20 protein-coding genes and 1 tRNA gene are annotated in these 15,899 nt (G+C 72.2%); 3 read left to right on the top strand and 18 right to left on the bottom strand.

All coding sequences use genetic code 11. The annotated features are described in order from the left end of the window. Positions 1–126: 126 nt before the first annotated feature. From ACIBO8_RS12170 to ACIBO8_RS12110, 13 genes are all read right to left on the bottom strand, one after another. A tRNA-Leu gene (locus ACIBO8_RS12170) sits at positions 127–208 on the bottom strand. Positions 209–345: 137 nt separating this feature from the next. Next, complete coding sequence (locus ACIBO8_RS12165; protein WP_396115182.1) at positions 346–1,701, bottom strand: NAD(P)/FAD-dependent oxidoreductase; 1,356 nt, start codon at positions 1,699–1,701, stop codon at positions 346–348. 109 nt (positions 1,702–1,810) lie between these two features. Continuing rightward, complete coding sequence (locus ACIBO8_RS12160) at positions 1,811–2,374, bottom strand: hypothetical protein (protein ID WP_396115181.1); 564 nt, start codon at positions 2,372–2,374, stop codon at positions 1,811–1,813. A 1-nt stretch (position 2,375) separates the two neighbouring features. Then, positions 2,376–3,737 (bottom strand): DUF58 domain-containing protein, encoded by a 1,362-nt coding sequence (locus ACIBO8_RS12155; protein WP_396115626.1) that lies wholly within the window; start codon positions 3,735–3,737, stop codon positions 2,376–2,378. Positions 3,738–3,739: 2 nt separating this feature from the next. Continuing rightward, positions 3,740–4,750 carry an AAA family ATPase gene (locus ACIBO8_RS12150; RefSeq protein WP_396115180.1) on the bottom strand — a complete coding sequence of 337 codons (1,011 nt, stop codon included), beginning with the start codon at positions 4,748–4,750 and terminating at the stop codon, positions 3,740–3,742. A gap of 13 nt (positions 4,751–4,763) precedes the next feature. Next, positions 4,764–5,366 carry a hypothetical protein gene (locus tag ACIBO8_RS12145; protein WP_396115179.1) on the bottom strand — a complete coding sequence of 201 codons (603 nt, stop codon included), beginning with the start codon at positions 5,364–5,366 and terminating at the stop codon, positions 4,764–4,766. Continuing rightward, complete coding sequence (locus ACIBO8_RS12140) at positions 5,363–6,067, bottom strand: DUF4129 domain-containing protein (protein WP_396115178.1); 705 nt, start codon at positions 6,065–6,067, stop codon at positions 5,363–5,365. The genes ACIBO8_RS12145 and ACIBO8_RS12140 overlap by 4 nt, the downstream gene beginning before the upstream one ends. Before the next feature lie 47 nt (positions 6,068–6,114). Further along, positions 6,115–6,852 (bottom strand): uracil-DNA glycosylase, encoded by a 738-nt coding sequence (locus tag ACIBO8_RS12135; RefSeq protein ID WP_396115177.1) that lies wholly within the window; start codon positions 6,850–6,852, stop codon positions 6,115–6,117. A gap of 14 nt (positions 6,853–6,866) precedes the next feature. Beyond that, complete coding sequence (locus ACIBO8_RS12130) at positions 6,867–7,205, bottom strand: porin (protein ID WP_396115176.1); 339 nt, start codon at positions 7,203–7,205, stop codon at positions 6,867–6,869. 7 nt (positions 7,206–7,212) lie between these two features. After that, positions 7,213–8,157, bottom strand: coding sequence for an HAAS signaling domain-containing protein (locus ACIBO8_RS12125; protein WP_396115175.1), 945 nt, complete (start codon positions 8,155–8,157; stop codon positions 7,213–7,215). Then, complete coding sequence (locus ACIBO8_RS12120) at positions 8,154–8,483, bottom strand: PadR family transcriptional regulator (RefSeq protein WP_396115174.1); 330 nt, start codon at positions 8,481–8,483, stop codon at positions 8,154–8,156. Before ACIBO8_RS12120 ends, ACIBO8_RS12125 begins: the two co-directional genes overlap by 4 nt. Before the next feature lie 38 nt (positions 8,484–8,521). Continuing rightward, on the bottom strand, positions 8,522–9,289 hold the full coding sequence (locus tag ACIBO8_RS12115; RefSeq protein WP_396115173.1) for an alpha/beta fold hydrolase: 768 nt from the start codon (positions 9,287–9,289) through the stop codon (positions 8,522–8,524). Between the two features lie 235 nt (positions 9,290–9,524). Beyond that, complete coding sequence (locus ACIBO8_RS12110; protein WP_396115172.1) at positions 9,525–9,929, bottom strand: MFS transporter; 405 nt, start codon at positions 9,927–9,929, stop codon at positions 9,525–9,527. 54 nt (positions 9,930–9,983) lie between these two features. Here ACIBO8_RS12110 and ACIBO8_RS12105 point away from each other — a divergent pair, with 54 nt between their 5' ends. Then, the gene (locus ACIBO8_RS12105; protein WP_396115171.1) at positions 9,984–10,394 is read left to right on the top strand and encodes a MarR family winged helix-turn-helix transcriptional regulator; all 411 of its coding nucleotides are present in this window, start codon (positions 9,984–9,986) and stop codon (positions 10,392–10,394) included. 1 nt (position 10,395) lies between these two features. Here ACIBO8_RS12105 and ACIBO8_RS12100 read toward each other — a convergent pair whose 3' ends face one another. The 5 genes from ACIBO8_RS12100 to eno all read right to left on the bottom strand — a co-directional run bounded on the left by ACIBO8_RS12100 (position 10,396) and on the right by eno (position 14,341). Further along, positions 10,396–11,301 carry an exopolyphosphatase gene (locus ACIBO8_RS12100; RefSeq protein ID WP_396115170.1) on the bottom strand — a complete coding sequence of 302 codons (906 nt, stop codon included), beginning with the start codon at positions 11,299–11,301 and terminating at the stop codon, positions 10,396–10,398. A gap of 9 nt (positions 11,302–11,310) precedes the next feature. After that, positions 11,311–11,823: an amino-acid N-acetyltransferase gene (locus ACIBO8_RS12095; RefSeq protein ID WP_396115169.1), complete on the bottom strand. Its 513-nt coding sequence runs from the start codon at positions 11,821–11,823 to the stop codon at positions 11,311–11,313. Beyond that, complete coding sequence (locus ACIBO8_RS12090) at positions 11,820–12,320, bottom strand: DUF501 domain-containing protein (protein ID WP_396115168.1); 501 nt, start codon at positions 12,318–12,320, stop codon at positions 11,820–11,822. The genes ACIBO8_RS12095 and ACIBO8_RS12090 overlap by 4 nt, the downstream gene beginning before the upstream one ends. Next, on the bottom strand, positions 12,317–12,949 hold the full coding sequence (locus ACIBO8_RS12085) for a septum formation initiator family protein (protein WP_396115167.1): 633 nt from the start codon (positions 12,947–12,949) through the stop codon (positions 12,317–12,319). The genes ACIBO8_RS12090 and ACIBO8_RS12085 overlap by 4 nt, the downstream gene beginning before the upstream one ends. A gap of 108 nt (positions 12,950–13,057) precedes the next feature. Continuing rightward, positions 13,058–14,341, bottom strand: coding sequence for a phosphopyruvate hydratase (gene eno, locus ACIBO8_RS12080; RefSeq protein ID WP_396115165.1), 1,284 nt, complete (start codon positions 14,339–14,341; stop codon positions 13,058–13,060). A 171-nt stretch (positions 14,342–14,512) separates the two neighbouring features. Between eno and ACIBO8_RS12075 the strand changes: the two genes are divergently transcribed. Together ACIBO8_RS12075 and ACIBO8_RS12070 are read left to right on the top strand one after the other, a co-directional pair. Then, on the top strand, positions 14,513–15,130 hold the full coding sequence (locus ACIBO8_RS12075; protein ID WP_396115164.1) for a hypothetical protein: 618 nt from the start codon (positions 14,513–14,515) through the stop codon (positions 15,128–15,130). 69 nt (positions 15,131–15,199) lie between these two features. Continuing rightward, the gene (locus tag ACIBO8_RS12070) at positions 15,200–15,898 is read left to right on the top strand and encodes a hypothetical protein (protein WP_396115163.1); all 699 of its coding nucleotides are present in this window, start codon (positions 15,200–15,202) and stop codon (positions 15,896–15,898) included. Position 15,899: the final 1 nt, after the last annotated feature.

Genomic DNA, 15,899 nt, shown 5'->3' with positions numbered 1-15,899 from the left:
CGCGCAAGCAATCCTCGACTCGCCCGACGGCACGCCCGAGCCCGTTGCGAATCCGTGGCGTGCCCCCAGTGGGGCGCGCCAGGGACCTCAACCAACGGCTGATGATCTCCGTGCGGTTACTCAGTGTGCCCGGGGCGGGTCTCGAACCCGCACGCCTTTTGGGCAGCCGCTTTTAAGGCGGCCGTGTCTGCCGTTCCACCACCCGGGCCGGTGCGCTGATGCTCACCGTATCCGGTGGCGCCCACCCGGCACGACGCCGGACCGGCCGGAATCGGTCACCCGGGCAGGCCGGGCGGAAATGGTGCACGGCCCGCCCGGTGAACCACCGGGCGGGCCGAGTCTTCGTCAGCGCGAGCCGGCGCCCACCGGCTCGGCCGCCCGGTCGTCGCCGAGCGGCGGCGTGACGTGGGTGAACTCCTCGCGGGGCGTGTGCAGCTGCCCCAGCGAGATCACCTCACGCTTCAGCACGAAGGCGAGCGTCCAGTCGGCCAGGACGCGGACCTTGCGGTTGAACGAGGGGATCCGGCTCATGTGGTACGTCCGGTGCATCAGCCACGCGGGGAGGCCCTTGAGCTTCACGCCGTAGATCTTCGCCACGCCCTTGTAGAGGCCGAGGCTGGCGACGCTGCCCGCGTACTTGTGTTTGTAGTTCTTGGGGACGCCGCCGTAGACGACCTGGCGGATGTTGTCGGCGAGGACCGCGGCCTGCCGGACGGCGTGCTGGGCGCTCGGCGAGCACCAGGCGCCCGGGCTGGTGAGGTCGGGGACCTGGGCGCAGTCGCCGGCCGCCCAGGCGCCGTCCAGGACCCGGTCGCCGTCGACCACCTGCAGGGTCGGCAGGCAGGTGACGTGGCCGCGGGGCCCGCGGGGCAGGTCGGTGTGGTCGAGCATCGGCGAGGGCTTCACGCCGGCCGTCCACACGATCGTCTCGGCGCGGAAGACGTCGCCGTCGGAGAGGTGGACCTCGCCGTCGACGCAGGACTCCATGCGGGTCTCGAGGCGGATGTCGATGCCGCGCTTCTGGAGCTGGCGGGCCGCATAGGCGCCCATCTCGGGGCCGACCTCGGGGAGGATCCGGTTGGACGCCTCGACCAGGACGAAGCGGACCTCCTCCTTCTTGAGCTCCGGGTAGTACTTCAGGCCGTCGCGGACGACGTCCTCCATCTCGGCCAGCGCCTCGACCCCCGCGTAGCCGCCGCCGACGAAGACGAAGGCCAGCGATGCGCGGCGCACCTCCGGGTCCGGCGTCACGGCGGCGACGTCGAGCCGGTCGAGGATGTGGTTGCGCAGGTAGATGGCCTCACCGATGGTCTTGAAGCCGATGCCGCGCTCGCGCAGGCCGGGGATCGGCAGGGTGCGGGAGACCGAGCCCGGCGCCACGATGATGTGGTCGTAGGCAATCTCCTTGATCGGGCCCTCGATCGGCTGCACGGTGACCGTCTTGCGGGCGTGCTCGATCTTCGTGACCTCGCCGGAGACGATGTGGCAGCGCTTCAGCTCGCGACGCAGCGGCACCACCGAGTGGCGCGGCGAGATGTTGCCGGCCGCGGCCTCCGGGAGGAACGGCTGGTACGTCATGTGCGGCTGAGGGTCGATGACGATCACCTCGGCCCGGCGGGCGTTGAGCTTCTTCGACAGGCGAAGGGCCGCGTACAAGCCGACGTGTCCTGCGCCTACCACCACGATGCGTTGCGGGTTCACGTATTCATTGTCGTGGCCGGGCCGACTCCGTGCCTCGTTCTGTGACCAATCACAAGTCCAAAAGTCAAGAGTCGTAACGCCCGTGTTTCGGTTGCATTTCGCTGAGAATTTACGGCCGGCGGAGCAGCCGGGCGAGGAGCAGCGTCACGCCGACGGCCGCCGCGAGGCCCACGAGGGTCGCGAGGACGAACGCTCCCCCGGCCAGCTCGGCGGTCAGGCCCAGCGCGACGACGGTCAGCACCGCCGAGCCGAGGATCACCGCGCCGGCGCGGACCAGCCAGGACGTCACCACGTCCGGGTTCACGATCGCGTCGTACGGGAGCACCGCCGCCAGCGCCGCGAGGCTGTGGCCGGCGTACAGGAGGGTCGCCACGGCGAGGACCCGCCACAGCGCCACGCGGGCGTCGTACCAGGTGGTGTCCAGGATCCAGCCGCCGACGACGGCCAGGGCAGTGACGGTGACGCCCCTGCCGCGCGGCGCGAACGCGGGAAAGCACGCGACGATCGCGAGGAGGACGACGACTCGGCTCAGGACCAGCGAGACCGGCCATGCAACGAGCATCGCGGCCAGGAAGGCCAGACCGATCCCGCCCCGCAGGAGGACGGGCATGACCGTGGCGCGGCTGACCGCTGTCCGCGCCCGGTCGATGCGGCCCACCACGCCGCCGAGCACGTCAGCGTCCCCTCGGGGCCGAAGCGAGCCGGGCGACGTCTCGCAGGACGAGGTCCAGGCTGCCCGCGCCGGCCCAGGTCACCACGGGTACGCCGTGCTCCCGCAGCCGCCCGAGCACGTTCTCCCGCTCCATCCGCCACAGCCGGGTGGCGAGCGGCGTCCACTGGCTGCGCTGCGGCGGCGCGGCGCCCTCCGGCAGCGTGTCGACGGCCACCGTGTAGCGGCCCGACTGGACGAGCCCCGCGAGCATGTCGGCTGCCCGGGGATCCACCAGCGGGGTGAGCACCACCACGAGGGCGTCCGACGAGACGTTGTGCGCGCCGAAGCCGTGCTCGTACGGCTCCTGGTCGGTGGTGTCGGCCCGGACGTCCAGCAGCCACTCGAGGACGGTGAGGTACTGGCGGCGGCCGGTGGCGGGGCGCAGGCGGCGGGCGGTCGAGCCGTACTCGGCGAGGGAGACGCGGTCGCCGCGCTGAAGGTAGTGCTCGGCGATGGCGGCGGCCGCGCGCACGGTCGTGTCCAGCACTGACGCCTTGCCCTTCACCCCGCCCGACACCCCGGCCTCGCCGAGGACGTCGAGCAGCAGCAGGACCTCGGCGTCCCGGTCGGACAGGGTGGAGGCCACGTGCAGGTCGCGGGTACGCAGCGACACCCGCCAGTCGATGCGGCGCAGCCGGTCGCCGGGCGCGAACGGGCGTACGCCGGCCAGCTCGCCGCCCTCACCCGGCCGCCGCGAGCGGTGGTTGCCGACCAGGCCGGCCGCCGCGGGCATCGCCTCGGTGGCCGCGAACGGCTCGGTCTCGGGGTAGACCCGCACCCCCCGGGCCGGCACCACGACCGGGCGGCAGGCGAGCAGGCCGCCGCACGCGGCCACGCGGGCGGCCGCCGGGCCCACGTCGTGGCGTCCCCACCGGTTGGCGGTGCCGGGCAGCTCCACCGCGGTCCAGCCGTCGGACGCCACGCTGATCGCGAACGGGCGGTCCGCGTCCTCCAGCCGCAGCCACGGCGACGTCCGGGTGCGGACCACGACGAGGTCGTAGTTGATGACGTCGGGATTGGTGACAGTCACCGAGGCTTCCACGGCGCCGCCCTCGACGATGTGGTCCTCGTCCGCGTCGATCCGCAGCTCCGGCGCCGACCGCGGCATGCGGCGCAACCCGACGGCCGCCCCGATGGCGAACGGCGCGCCGAGCAGCACCAGGTCGACCCGGCCCAGCGCGACGCCGAGCACCAGCAGCAGGCCGGTGAGCAGGACCGTACGGCCCAGCGCGCGGGTGGGCACCCAGACCGGCGGCGCCCAGCCCTCGTCGGCCGCCGCCTCCGCCGGAGGCACCGCGGCCCGCAGCGGGGGCGGATCGGTGATGGTCACTGCTCGGCGTACCCGCCGGCGTACGTCGGCAGCGCGCCGCTGGCCGGGGCCGGGACGTTCTGCAGCACCTCCTGGACCACGAACGACGGGTCGACCCGGCGCAGCCACATCTCCGGCCGCAGGGTGATCCGGTGTGCGAGGGCGGGCACGGCGACGTCCTTGACGTCCTCCGGCACCACGTAGTCGCGGCCGGCCATCACGGCCCGGGCCCGGGCGAGCAGCAGCAGCGCCAGCGAGCCGCGCGGTGACGAGCCGACCAGCGCCGAGGCGTGCTCGCGGGTGGCCGCGGTGAGGGCGACGATGTAGCGGCCGATGGAGTCCTCGACCGCGACCGACTCGAGCGCGGCCTGCATCGACTGGAGGGTGCGGGCGTTCACCACCGGCGCCAGCTGAGCGTCCTCCCGGCGGCGGGACATGCGCCGGCGCAAGACCTCCCACTCCTCGTCCTGGGTCGGATACCCGAACGAGACACGCAGCATGAACCGGTCGAGCTGCGCCTCCGGCAGCGGGTACGTGCCCTCGTACTCGATCGGGTTGGCGGTGGCGAGCACGTGGAACGGCGGGTCGAGGCGGTAGGTGACGCCCTCGACGGACACCTGCTTCTCCTGCATCGCCTCCAGCAGCGCGGCCTGGGTCTTCGGCGGCGTGCGGTTGATCTCGTCGGCGAGCAGCATGTTGGTGAACACCGGACCGGCCCGGAAGGCGAAATCGCCCTTGCGCTGGTCGTACAGGAAGGAGCCGGTCACGTCGGCGGGCAGCAGGTCCGGGGTGAACTGCAGCCGGCGGAAGTCCAGGCCGAGCGCCTGCGCGAAGGAGCGGGCGGTCAGCGTCTTGCCCAGGCCGGGCAGGTCCTCGAGCAGCACGTGGCCGCCGGCCAGGATGCCGGCGAGCACGAGCTCGAGGGCGTCCCGTTTGCCGACCAGCACGCTGCCGACCGAGTCGAGGACCGCGCCGGCCAGCCTGCCCACCTCATAGGGCGGCAGGGCCTCCACGCTCGCGTCCGTCACCGATCCACCCTTCTCAGATCCTCTCCAGCGCGTCGACGTACGCCGACAGCTCCCGGGCCTTCGGCAGCCGCCGTCCCGGGTCGTCCAGCACCTGCCACAGCGGCTCGCCCAGCAGTTCGCGCGCCCGCCGCGGATCCGATGCGCGGGTGATGCCGTGCCGCAGCCGCAGGCGCTCGTCCGCGAGTTCCGCCAATGCCGGCTGGACGATACGCGAGAAGCGCTCGCCGTCGTGCTGCGCCCGGTCCAGCTGCTGCTCCCAGCGGCGTACGGCGACGCGCAGCGTGTCGTTGCCGGCCCATCGATAGTCGCCGTTCTCCTCCCCGCGGCGGCGGTTCACGCGCGGCAGCGGTGGCGGCGCCACTTCAGACACCGCGAGCATGAGCAGGCGCAGCGCCGCGAACGCGGCCACGATCAGCAGCACCGAGACCGAGATGCCCCGCGAGCGCAGCACCGCGACGGTGACCACGGTGGCGAGGACGACCAGCAGCACATTGCCGGCGATCCGGAAGGCCCGTGAGCGCGGTTTCCTCTCGGCGACCAGCGGTTCCTCGGCCGGGGAACGCTCGGCGACACCGCCGAACAGGTCCTCGAGGCCGCCGTCGGGGTCGCGGCTCATGACGGCACCCCGGCGTCCAGGTCGGCGCGCAGCCGCTCCAGCGCGCTGACCGCCTGGCGGCGCATCTGGTCGTCGACCGTGTGGGTCGCGTATCGCGCCTGCCGGTAGACGTCCGCGAACGGCGTCAGCACGGCGGCCTCGACCCGCTGCTCGGCCAGGAGGCGGGCGACCAGGTCGGTGGGGCTGTCACCGGCGTGCCGGGGGGTGCCGGCCGCCGCCGCGGCCTGCTCCAGCCGCACCCAGCACGCGATCACCGCCCGGCGCGGGTCACGGTCGGTGTCCGAGAGCTCCTGCAGGCCGGCGTCCAGGGCGGCGACGAGGTCCTCGGCCGTACGGGCCTCGGTGCGCGGGGCGACCCGGCGGCCGGTGCGCCGCGCCCGCCGGCGTCCCTGCTCCCGCAGCACGGCCCAGACCACCAGCACGAGAACGGCGACGAGGGCGATGCCGATGACGATCGCGGCCGCGGTGCCGACCCAGTCGGGCAGGCCGCGGGCCGCCTCGACCGGCTCGGGGGTGGCCGACCGGATCGGCTCGGGGCTCGGCGGCAGCAGCGGCGCGGCGGTCGTCGCCGCCTCGGCACCGGCGTCCGGGTTGAAGCGCTCGAGCTGAGGCGCCGACCGGGTGGCCGCGAGCGAGGCGAGGAAGAGCAGCGCGAGGACGGCGGCGAGCGGCCACCAGCGACGCAGTGCGGCGAGTTCCAATGCTCAGGCCCTGATCCGGATCGGCGGGAAAGTCGGCAGGACACGAATCATGCCAGGCCCGCGAGCCGTTTCGCACTGTCGAAGACGTCGTCGAGCATGGCGGGGGTGAGCCGGCCGGTGAAGGTGTTCTGCTGCGACACGTGATAGCAGCCCAGGAGATCGGGGAGGCCGGCCATCGTCACGTGGGCGCCGTGGCCGAATGCGGGCCTCGGTACGGGCGGGCTCTGGGCGTACACGTGGCGCAGGATCGGCCACCACGCGGCCCAGGCGAAGCCGCCCAGCGCGACCACCACCCGCAGTGTGGGTCTGATCAGGGACACCTCGCGGTGCAGCCACGGCGCGCAGGTGTCCCGCTCGGCGGGCAGCGGCTTGTTGTCCGGCGGCGCGCACCGGACCGCCGAGAAGATCCGGGTGTGCCGCAGCGCGAGCCCGTCGTCGGCGGCGACGCTCGTCGGCTGGTTGGCGAGGCCGGCCCGGTGCAGGGCGGCGAAGAGCACGTCGCCCGACCGGTCGCCGGTGAAGATCCGTCCGGTGCGGTTACCGCCGTGCGCGGCCGGGGCCAGCCCGAGGATCCCGATCGACGCGCCGGCGGGCCCGAAGCCCGGCACGGGCCGCCCCCAATACTCCTGGTCGCGGAAGGAGGCACGCTTCGTGACCGCGACCTCCTCACGCCAGGCGACCAGCCGTGGGCAGGCGAAACAATCCGCTACGTCCGCGTCCAGCGCGGTCAGGCCGGGCGCCGCGGCCGCGTGGGCGGCGACGTCCTCAGGGGTACGGCTGAGCACGCGTCCAGCATCGCTCAGCCCACCCGCCGCAGGCACAGCAGGTATCCGTCCCCGGCGGTGCTGCTGTAGACGAAGTACTCCTCGTCCGCGGCGAAGAACGACTCGCAGGCCCGGCTCCGGGAGTCGCTCTGGCCGTCGACGCGGCCCACCACGGTGTACGCGGCCGACGCCTGGGAGCAGCCGACCACCGTCGCGTCGGCCTGCGCGTCCTCGCCCTGCCGTACCCGCGCCGAGGTCGCCAGGCAGTCGCCGACGGCGGCGTCCTTCGCCTCGTCCTCGCCCGCCGAGAGGACCCCGACGGTCACGGCGACCGCGAGGACGACGACCGCGGCGGCCAGATGCCGTTCTCTCACATGTCTGTCAACGAGGAGTCTTCGATTGCGAGGCGCTCGGGCTCGGCTTGGCGGACGACGTCGCGCCGGGCATGCGGAACGGTGCCTGGCTCGGACAGTACGGGTAGACGCCGCCGTCCTTCTCGACGTAGTTGCCCTCGTCGTCGGTGCAGTACGCGTTGCCGAGGTGGATCGGCTGCCCGTTCTGGTCGAACAGCCGGGCGTTGGTGACCAGCCGTCCCTGCTCGTCGTAGACGAAGACGTCCTCGACCCCGCTGTACGGGTTCTCGTAGTTGACGTCCGAGTAGTACGAGTCGCGGGTGCTGCTGTCCGCCTCGAAGAAGCCGGCCAGCGCGACCATCACCAGGACGACCGAACCCGCGTACAGGAAGAGGCGAGGAACCCGCGGCAGACGCGGCACCCGGCGGCCCAGCCACACCGAGCCCAAGATCGCGGCGGCGAGCAGGACGAGGGCCACCGCATCGCTACCTCCGATGCGCGGCAGCAGGCCGATCGGCTGACCGCTGTCGTCGAGCATCGCGGCGACGACCATGGCGGCCAGGTAGCCGCGCAGGATCCACCAGGCCGGGCGGAGCAGGGCGAGGAAGTCGCTGGCGTGCTCGTATCCGATGACTTTGCCCAGCCGGGCGTCGGCGGCCCGCACCTTCGGCATGACGTGCTCGCGCAGCTGCGGAACCACCAGGTCCTGCAGGTCCGCCAGGGGGTTGTGCCGGCTCGGGGGCGGGTCGGGGAAGCCGCCCACGAACGGTGCCGTGCCGCGCAGCTCCGCCGCGTACGCCTCCGGGCTGCCCAGCCGATCGACCAGCGACCCCTCGCCGTCGGCCATGACCTCGGTCAAATGCTCGTGCAGGTCCTCGAGCAGTTCCTCACGCTGAGCCTCGGGCAGGTCACCGAGGGCTGCGCGGACCGCGAACACGTACGCGGTGATCTCGTCCTGAGCCGTGGGTTTCACGCCGTCTCCCGCTCGCGAAGCAGATCGTCCATCGTTGATGCGAACTCGTGCCAGATCTTGCCTGACCGCTGCAACTCGGCCCGGCCGGCGGCATTGAGCGCGTAGTACTTCCGGTGCGGCCCCTCGACGCTCGGCACGACGTACGTGTTGAGGAAGCCGGCATTGAACAACCGGCGCAGGGTGCCGTAGACGCTGGCGTCGCCGACTTCGGTGAGTCCGGAGGTCCGCAGCCGGCGGAGGATGTCGTAGCCGTAGCCGTCGTCCTCGCGGAGGGCCGCGAGGACGGCGAGATCCAGGACTCCCTTCAGGAGCTGGGTCGTATCCACGGGTGGCACAGTAGTGCGCGGTGCGAAGTAGTGTCCAATCAATGCCTCCAGACTTCGGCGACGAGCCGCTCCGGTGACTCCATCTGCGGGAGGTGACCCGTCTCGGCGAGGAGGACGAATTCGGCCCCCGGGATGGCGTCGGCGTACGCACGGCCGTAGTCCGCGTCGGCGATGCGGTCGTGGTCACCCCAGATCACGCGAACCGGGATGGTCACCGCGGACAACCGCCCGGCAAGGGTGGGGTCCATCATGGACGTCTTCTCGGTGTACGCGGTCAGGGCGGCCCGGTTGCCGGCCAGCACCGCCTGCTGCTGCGAGGTCATGGCGCCGGGGTCGATGAGGAACTTGGCGGGCTCGTAGTAGCTGCGCTCGGCGATCTCCGGGAAGGTCAGCGCGAAGAAGTCGACCACCGGGTGGCCGGGCACCTCGATACCGACGGCGTCGACCAGGGTGACGCTGCCGATCCGGGCGGTGTCGAGCAACGCCATCTCGGCGGCGATCCAGCCACCGATCGAGTTGCCGATCACCGCCACGTCGTCGAGGGCCAGCCGCTCCAGCAGGGCAACGTACAGCTCGGCGAGCCGGCCGATGGTGGCGACCTCGCCGGGACGCGGCGTGCCGCCGAAGCCGGGATGAATCGGGGTGATCACCCGGGCGGGACGCTCGGCGGCCAGCCGGTCGGCGAACCCGGCGACGGTCTGCGGACCACCACCGCCGTGGAGTAAGAGGAACGGGCGACCCTCTCCGGTCTCGGTGTAGGTGACGGGGACGGGCGTGCCGGCGATGTCGATGATCTCGGGGGGCATGATGCGGTCCTTTCGGAGGTGATCAGAAGGGTGGCCGCCGCGGCGACCGCGAGGACGACGGCCAGCAGGACAGCGGCAGCGTGAACGGCGCCGAGCAGGTCGGCGCCGGCGCCGAGGACGACCAGGCGCCAGGCGTACGCACCCAGGCGCGACCCCGCTTCGACGGTGAACAGGCTCAGGGCGCCGAGCGGCGGCCGGGGAGCCCCAGCCGGCGAACCGTGGATGACGGCGAACGTCAGCGCGGCGACGACCTGGCCGGGCACGTCCAGTCGCCGGCCCTCGGGCGCGGACGACCGCCAAGGCCGGCGACCACGGCCCACAGCGGGATGGCGCGCGGACGCGCCGGGATGAGCACCAGGGTGGCCGACATGACCATGCCACCGCCGACGCCGGCGACGGCCTGCCCGGTCCACAGGAGCCGGAGCGTGGCCGTCGTGCCGGCCACCACGTCGAGCGCCGCGCCGGCGACCGTCAGGACCAGGCCGAGCAGGGCCATCCGGGGGCGGCCGAACAGGTCGCCCAGCACGCCGGCGGACAGGACGGTGGCGCCCAGGACGACGGCGAAGGCGTCGGTGACCCACGGCAGATCCGGCGTATCCGCGCCGGTCGCGGCGCTGAACGGCAGGTACGAGATCAGCATATCAGGAACCTTAGATCAGTATGCTGATATAAGCAACCTGGTATTGTGCTGCCCATGCCCCGAGACATCGGCGAGATCGGCCTGTCCGTGAAGCGCCTGCAGATGCGGCACCACCGCAGCATCAATGAGCGGCTGGCCCCGCTCGGCATCTCGATCGTGCAGTGGGACGCCCTGCGCCACCTGCACGAGAACCCCGGTGCCTCGCTGCACGACCTCGCTCAGCTGACCTTCCAGCGCGATCAGTCGTTCGGCACGCTGGCCACCCGCATGATCGAGCGGGGACTCATCGAGCGGATACCGGGCCCCGGCCGGGCCGTGCGGCATCGGCTCACGGAGAAGGGCGACGACCTGCGGCGACGCGGCGCAGACCTGGTCCGGTCGGCATTGGTGGACTCGTTCTCGGGGCTCTCGGAGGAGGAGCTGCAGACCTTCGGCGACCTGCTGGCCCGGCTGCTCGCCCGGTGACTCAGGCCAGCGAGAAGGCGATCCCGTCCAGGATGTCGTGCTCGCTGGCGACCACCGACGCCTTGCCCGCGCGGTCCATGATGACCCGCAGGATCAGCGCCCCCGCCCCGATCACGTCCGCCCGGCCGGGATGCATCACCGGCAGGTCGAGCCGGTCGGCCACCGTCGAGCCCAGCAGGTCGGCGGTCACCTTTGCCACGTCGTCGTACGGGATCCGGGCGTGGTGGATGCGGGTGGCGTCGTACTCGGGCAGGTGCAGGGCCAGCGCCGCGACCGTGGTCACCGAGCCCGCCAGGCCCACGAGGGTCATCGCGCCGTGGCCCGAGACCTTGCGCAGCGCGTTGTCGACGGCCTTGGTGATGTCGCGCTCGGCGGCCGCCACCTCCGCCGCGGTGGGCGGGTCGCCGTGCAGGTGGCGCTCGGTCATGCGCACGCAGCCGATGTCCACGGAGACCGCGGCTTCGACCCGTTCGAAGCCCACCACGAATTCCGTCGAGCCACCGCCGATGTCGACGACCAGGTACGGCGGCTCCGCGTTGAGCCCGTGCAGGGCCCCGCGGAACGACAGCCGCGCCTCCTCGTCCCCCGTGATCACCTCGGGGTCGACGCCGAGCACCGAGCGGACCATCGCGCGGAAGTCCTCGGCGTTGGAGGCGTCGCGCGAGGCCGAGGTCGCGCACATGCGAACCCGGGAGACGCCCAGCTCAGCGATCTCCGCCGCGTACCCGACGAGGACCTTGCGGGTGCGCTCGATCGCCTCGGGCGCGAGCCGGCCGGTGCGGTCGACGCCCTCGCCGAGCCGGACGATCTCCATCCGCCGGGCGACCTCGGTCAGCGAGCCGCCCGCCACATCGGCGATCAACAGGCGGACCGAGTTGGTGCCACAGTCGATGGCGGCGACTCTCACGCTGGACTCCTATAGATGCAGCAACATCCTCTTGTTGCCGAGCGTATTCGGCTTCACCCGTTCGAGGTCGAGGAACTCCGCAACACCCTCGTCGTACGAGCGGAGCAGCTGCTCGTAGACGGCGTGCGGCACCGGGGCACCGTCGATCTCGGCGAAGCCGAAGGAGCCGAAGAAGCGGGTCTCGAAGGTCAGGCAGAAGACCCGGGCCACGCCGAGCTCACGGGCGACGCCGAGCAGCTCCGTGACGATGCGGTGGCCGATCTTCTGGCCGCGGTACGCGGGGTCGACGGCGACCGTACGGATCTCCGCCAGGTCCTCCCACATCACGTGCAGGGCACCGCACCCCACGACCCGGTCCTGGCCGGTGTCCACGGCGACCCAGAACTCCTGAACGCTTTCGTACAGGGTGACCGTGGCCTTGCTGAGCAGCCGCCGGTCCGCCGTGTACGTGTCCACGAGCGCGCGGATGGCCTTCACATCGGTCGTACGGGCGCGGCGGATCTCGACCGGCACCGGGGTCACCGGGCCTCCGGGTCCACGCAGGGCCCCCCGGCCCACCACGGCTCGACCGCGGCGCGTACCTCGTCGCCGAACGGATTGACGCCGGGACCCGCCGCGAGCGCGTGCCCGAGGTGGACGTGCAGGCACTTGACCCGGTCGGGCATGCCGCCGGCGGAGATCTTCTCGATCTCCGGCACGTGCTGCACCGCCTCGCGCCTGGCCAGGTAGTCCTCGTGCGCCGCCTGGTATCGCTTCGCCAGCTCGGGATCGGTGGTGAGCCGGTCCTGCATGTCGCGCATGACCCCGGCGGACTCCAGGCGGCTGCACGCCGCCGTGGCCCGCGGGCAGGTCAGATAGAACATCGTGGGGAACGGCGTGCCGTCGTCCAGGCGGGGCTCGGTCTCCACCACGTCGGGATTGCCGCAGGGGCAACGGTGCGCGACGGCGCGGGTGCCGCGGGGGCGGCGGCCGAGCTGCTCGGCGACGATCTCGAGATCGGTCTCGGAAGGAGTCGTCATCTGTCTTTCGCGGATTCTGCATTGGCGGCGGCGACGCTTCCCCACAGTGTGTCGTACCACCGGTCGGGGGTGCTCGCCGCGGTGCCCTGACCCGCGTCGCGGGCGGCACCGGCCGGGTCGTTCAGCACCAGCAGCGGCACCTCGCCCGGCTTGACGTAGAAGAGCCGGTCACGGGCCTGGATGCGGACGTACTCCGGGTCCTTCCACTTCTCGACCTCCTCCTCGAGACCCTTGATCCGCGCCTGCTGCGCGGCCTGGGCGGCCTGCATCTGCGCGATCTGGGACTCCTGGGCGAGGTAGACGCGCACGGGATAGGTGTACGCGAGGGCCAACGCAACCAGCACGACGATGAGGACGGTGGCGCGCCCGGTGAAGGCCTTGGGTCGCGTGGCGACGGTGCGCTTGGTGGCTCCCGAGGCGGCGGCCCGCCGAGCGGCCGCGGGCCTGCTGCCGGAGCGGCCGATGCTGCCGGTGGTCCGGGTGGCGGGATTGCGTCGCGGCTCGATGCGCGTCGCCCCGGTGTCCCGGGTACGGGTGGGCCGGGCCCCGCTGCGGACCCCCGGACGCCCCGCGTGGCCGGTGGGGCGGCGCGACGGCCCCTGCCCACTCGGTGTGCGGCGCTGCGTCATCCCTGCCCTCCCCCGGCACTCGCCAAGACCATGGAGTTGCGGCACCTGCTCCAGGACACTATGCCCACGGAACGTGGAGCCACAACTCCATGATCTGTCGACGCAGCGTTACGCGGTGCGGTAACGCGGGAACGCGCCCGCTCCGGCGTACCGCGCGGCGTCGCCGAGTTCCTCCTCGATGCGCAGGAGCTGGTTGTACTTCGCGACCCGGTCGGAACGGGCCGGCGCGCCGGTCTTGATCTGACCGCTGCCGACGGCGACGGCCAGGTCGGCGATGGTGACGTCCTCGGTCTCGCCGGACCGGTGGCTCATCATGGTCTTGAAGCCGGCCCGGTGCGCCATGTCCACGGCGTCCAGGGTCTCGGTCAGCGAGCCGATCTGGTTGACCTTGACGAGGACCGCGTTGGCGGCACCCTCGGCGATGCCCCGGCCGATGCGCGTGGGGTTCGTCACGAAGAGGTCGTCACCGACGATCTGGAGCTTCGCGCCGAGCTGCGCGGTCATCGCGGACCAGCCGGCCCAGTCCTCCTCCGACAGCGGGTCCTCGATGGAGACGATCGGGTACGTCTCCGCGAGCTTGGCGTAGTAGTTGATCATCTCCTCGGTCGACTTCGGCGAGCCCTCGAAGACGTACGCGCCGTCCTTGTGGAACTCGGTCGCCGCGACGTCCATCGCCAGCACGATGTCGGTGCCCAGGGAGAAGCCGGCGGCCTGCACGGCCTCGGCGATCAGGTCCAGGGCGGAGGCGTTCGACGGCAGGCTGGGGGCGAAGCCGCCCTCGTCGCCCAGGCCGGTCGACAGGCCCTTCTTCTTGAGGACCGACTTCAGCGCGTGGTAGACCTCCGCGCCGGTGCGCAGCGCCTCGCGGAAGGAGGCCGCGCCGATCGGGGCGATCATGAACTCCTGCACGTCGACGTTCGAGTCGGCGTGCGCGCCACCGTTGAGGATGTTCATCATCGGCACCGGCAGCACGTGCGCGTTCGGGCCGCCGACGTAGCGGAAGAGCGGCAGCTCGGCACTCTGCGCGGCGGCCTTGGCCACGGCGAGGGAGACACCCAGGATCGCGTTCGCGCCGAGCTCGGACTTGTCGGCGCTGCCGTCGATGTCGAGCATCTTCTCGTCGATCAGGCGCTGCTCGCTGGCCTCGTACCCGATCAGCTCGTCGGCGATCTTGTCCTCGACGTTGCTGACCGCCTTCTCGACACCCTTGCCGAGGTAGCGGCCCTTGTCGCCGTCGCGCAGCTCGATCGCCTCGAACGCGCCGGTCGACGCGCCCGACGGGACCGCGGCGCGGCCGATCGTGCCGTCGTCCAGCCCGACCTCGACCTCGACGGTCGGGTTGCCCCGCGAGTCGAGGATCTCCCGGGCGACGATCGCTTCAATGGTGGCCATCTGTCGTGGCTCCTCAGTTGTTCGTACGGATGGATTCCTCAGACCGCGACCCTGCGGCCGACCACGACCCTGAGGGTATCGAGCCGGGATGGCGGCCGTGGCGGCGGCCGGTGAACTTCGGCGGCCACTTGCCTCATGCCGGGCGCGCCGGTGCCGATCACCCCGGTTGCCATGACTACTCCCGCGCACCTCCCCGATCCCGGCTCGTACGTGGAGATGACCGCCACCGACGAGCAGGCCGCCCGCGTCCGCGTGCTCCACGCCGAGGACGAGGGACTGACCCTGTCGGCGCCGCTGGCGGACGTTCCGCACGTGGGGGACGAGATCACCCTGCGCTGGTCGGCGGCCCCGCGCGGCAGGTTCGCCCTGCCCTGTGCGGTGGTCGGCATCCAGGAGAACCAGGTGGAGGTGCGCGCGTCCGGCGAGGCCGAGGTCGAGCAGCACCGGCACTTCGTCCGCGGCGGAGGCGGGGAGCGCGTCATCATGCGCCGCCCCGGCTGGAACGACGCCCACGGCTGGATCCGCGACATCAGCGAGCACAGCATGCGCGCCCACTTCGAGGGCACGAACGTGGCCGAGGGCGAGGACGTGCAGCTCTGGATCCAGCTCGGCAACGAGATCGTCGACATCCCGGCGGTGGCGTCCCGCGTGGCGATGCTGCCCCAGCAGGTCCCGCCGGGCCCGATGTCGGTGGAGATCGTCGCGATCTTCGACACCGAGGAGTCGATGGCCCGGATCATCCGCCGGTACGTCATGCGCCAGCAGTTGCTCAGCCGTTCGCGGGCCTGACCGGAGACGCTCCGCAACCGCCTGATTACCGGTTTGCGCCGGGTTGCGCGGATCGGCAAAGGTGGGCACGTGCTCGCGCCCAAGTCCCGCCTCTGCCTCGTGGCGGCCGCCCTCCTGCTCGCCTCCGCGGCGGGCTGCTCGGACCTGGACGAGACGCCGGAGCAGGGCCTGAGCCGCACCGACCTGGTCGCGGATCTCGCCACCCAGCTCGCCGGCGCGGCCAGCCGCACCTACGAGGCGACCTACCAGCTCTCCGGCGGCCGCACGGCGACGATCGCCCAGGCGCAGAAGCCCGCCCGGGCCGCGTACGTCTACCCGGGCGGCAAGGTCCTCGTCACGGTGGACGCCACGACCGAGTGCCGCACCACGGCCAAGCCCGCGACCTGCACCATGACGTCGCCGGCCACCCCCACCAGCCCGCCCCCGCCCGCGGTCTTCCGCAGCGCCGATGCCAAGGGCATGGTGACGCCCGCCACAGTGCTGGGCCTGCTCAACAGGGCGGTCCTGGACCCGGACCTCGAGGTCGACCAGCACGACACGACCATCGCGGGCCGGCACGCCACCTGCCTCGACCTGAAAGGCGTGGACGGCGCCGCGGCACGCGACTTCGGCACCTGCATCACGAACGAGGGCGTGCTGGGCAGCTTCAGCGGGGTCCTCAACCAGACCCAGGTCGACGTGGCGATGACCCACTACGCGGACCAGGTGGCCGACGACGTCTTCGCGATGCCCAAGGCCGCCAAGCTGATCGACCGCCGCGGCTCTTGAG

Source organism: Actinoplanes sp. NPDC049681 (genome assembly GCF_044465265.1).
GTDB lineage: Bacteria > Actinomycetota > Actinomycetes > Mycobacteriales > Micromonosporaceae > Actinoplanes.
The sequence above is the reverse complement of the archived record's forward strand: the minus strand, read 5'-3'. Positions and strand labels throughout refer to the sequence as shown.

Coding starts and splice junctions, on each gene's coding strand:
- eno (WP_396115165.1), bottom strand. CDS start 14,341: ATGGCCACCATTGAAGCGATCGTCGCCCGGGAGATCCTCGACTCGCGG.
- ACIBO8_RS12105 (WP_396115171.1), top strand. CDS start 9,984: ATGCCCCGAGACATCGGCGAGATCGGCCTGTCCGTGAAGCGCCTGCAG.
- ACIBO8_RS12145 (WP_396115179.1), bottom strand. CDS start 5,366: ATGAGCCGCGACCCCGACGGCGGCCTCGAGGACCTGTTCGGCGGTGTC.
- ACIBO8_RS12110 (WP_396115172.1), bottom strand. CDS start 9,929: ATGCTGATCTCGTACCTGCCGTTCAGCGCCGCGACCGGCGCGGATACG.
- ACIBO8_RS12075 (WP_396115164.1), top strand. CDS start 14,513: ATGACTACTCCCGCGCACCTCCCCGATCCCGGCTCGTACGTGGAGATG.
- ACIBO8_RS12115 (WP_396115173.1), bottom strand. CDS start 9,289: ATGCCCCCCGAGATCATCGACATCGCCGGCACGCCCGTCCCCGTCACC.
- ACIBO8_RS12085 (WP_396115167.1), bottom strand. CDS start 12,949: ATGACGCAGCGCCGCACACCGAGTGGGCAGGGGCCGTCGCGCCGCCCC.
- ACIBO8_RS12090 (WP_396115168.1), bottom strand. CDS start 12,320: ATGACGACTCCTTCCGAGACCGATCTCGAGATCGTCGCCGAGCAGCTC.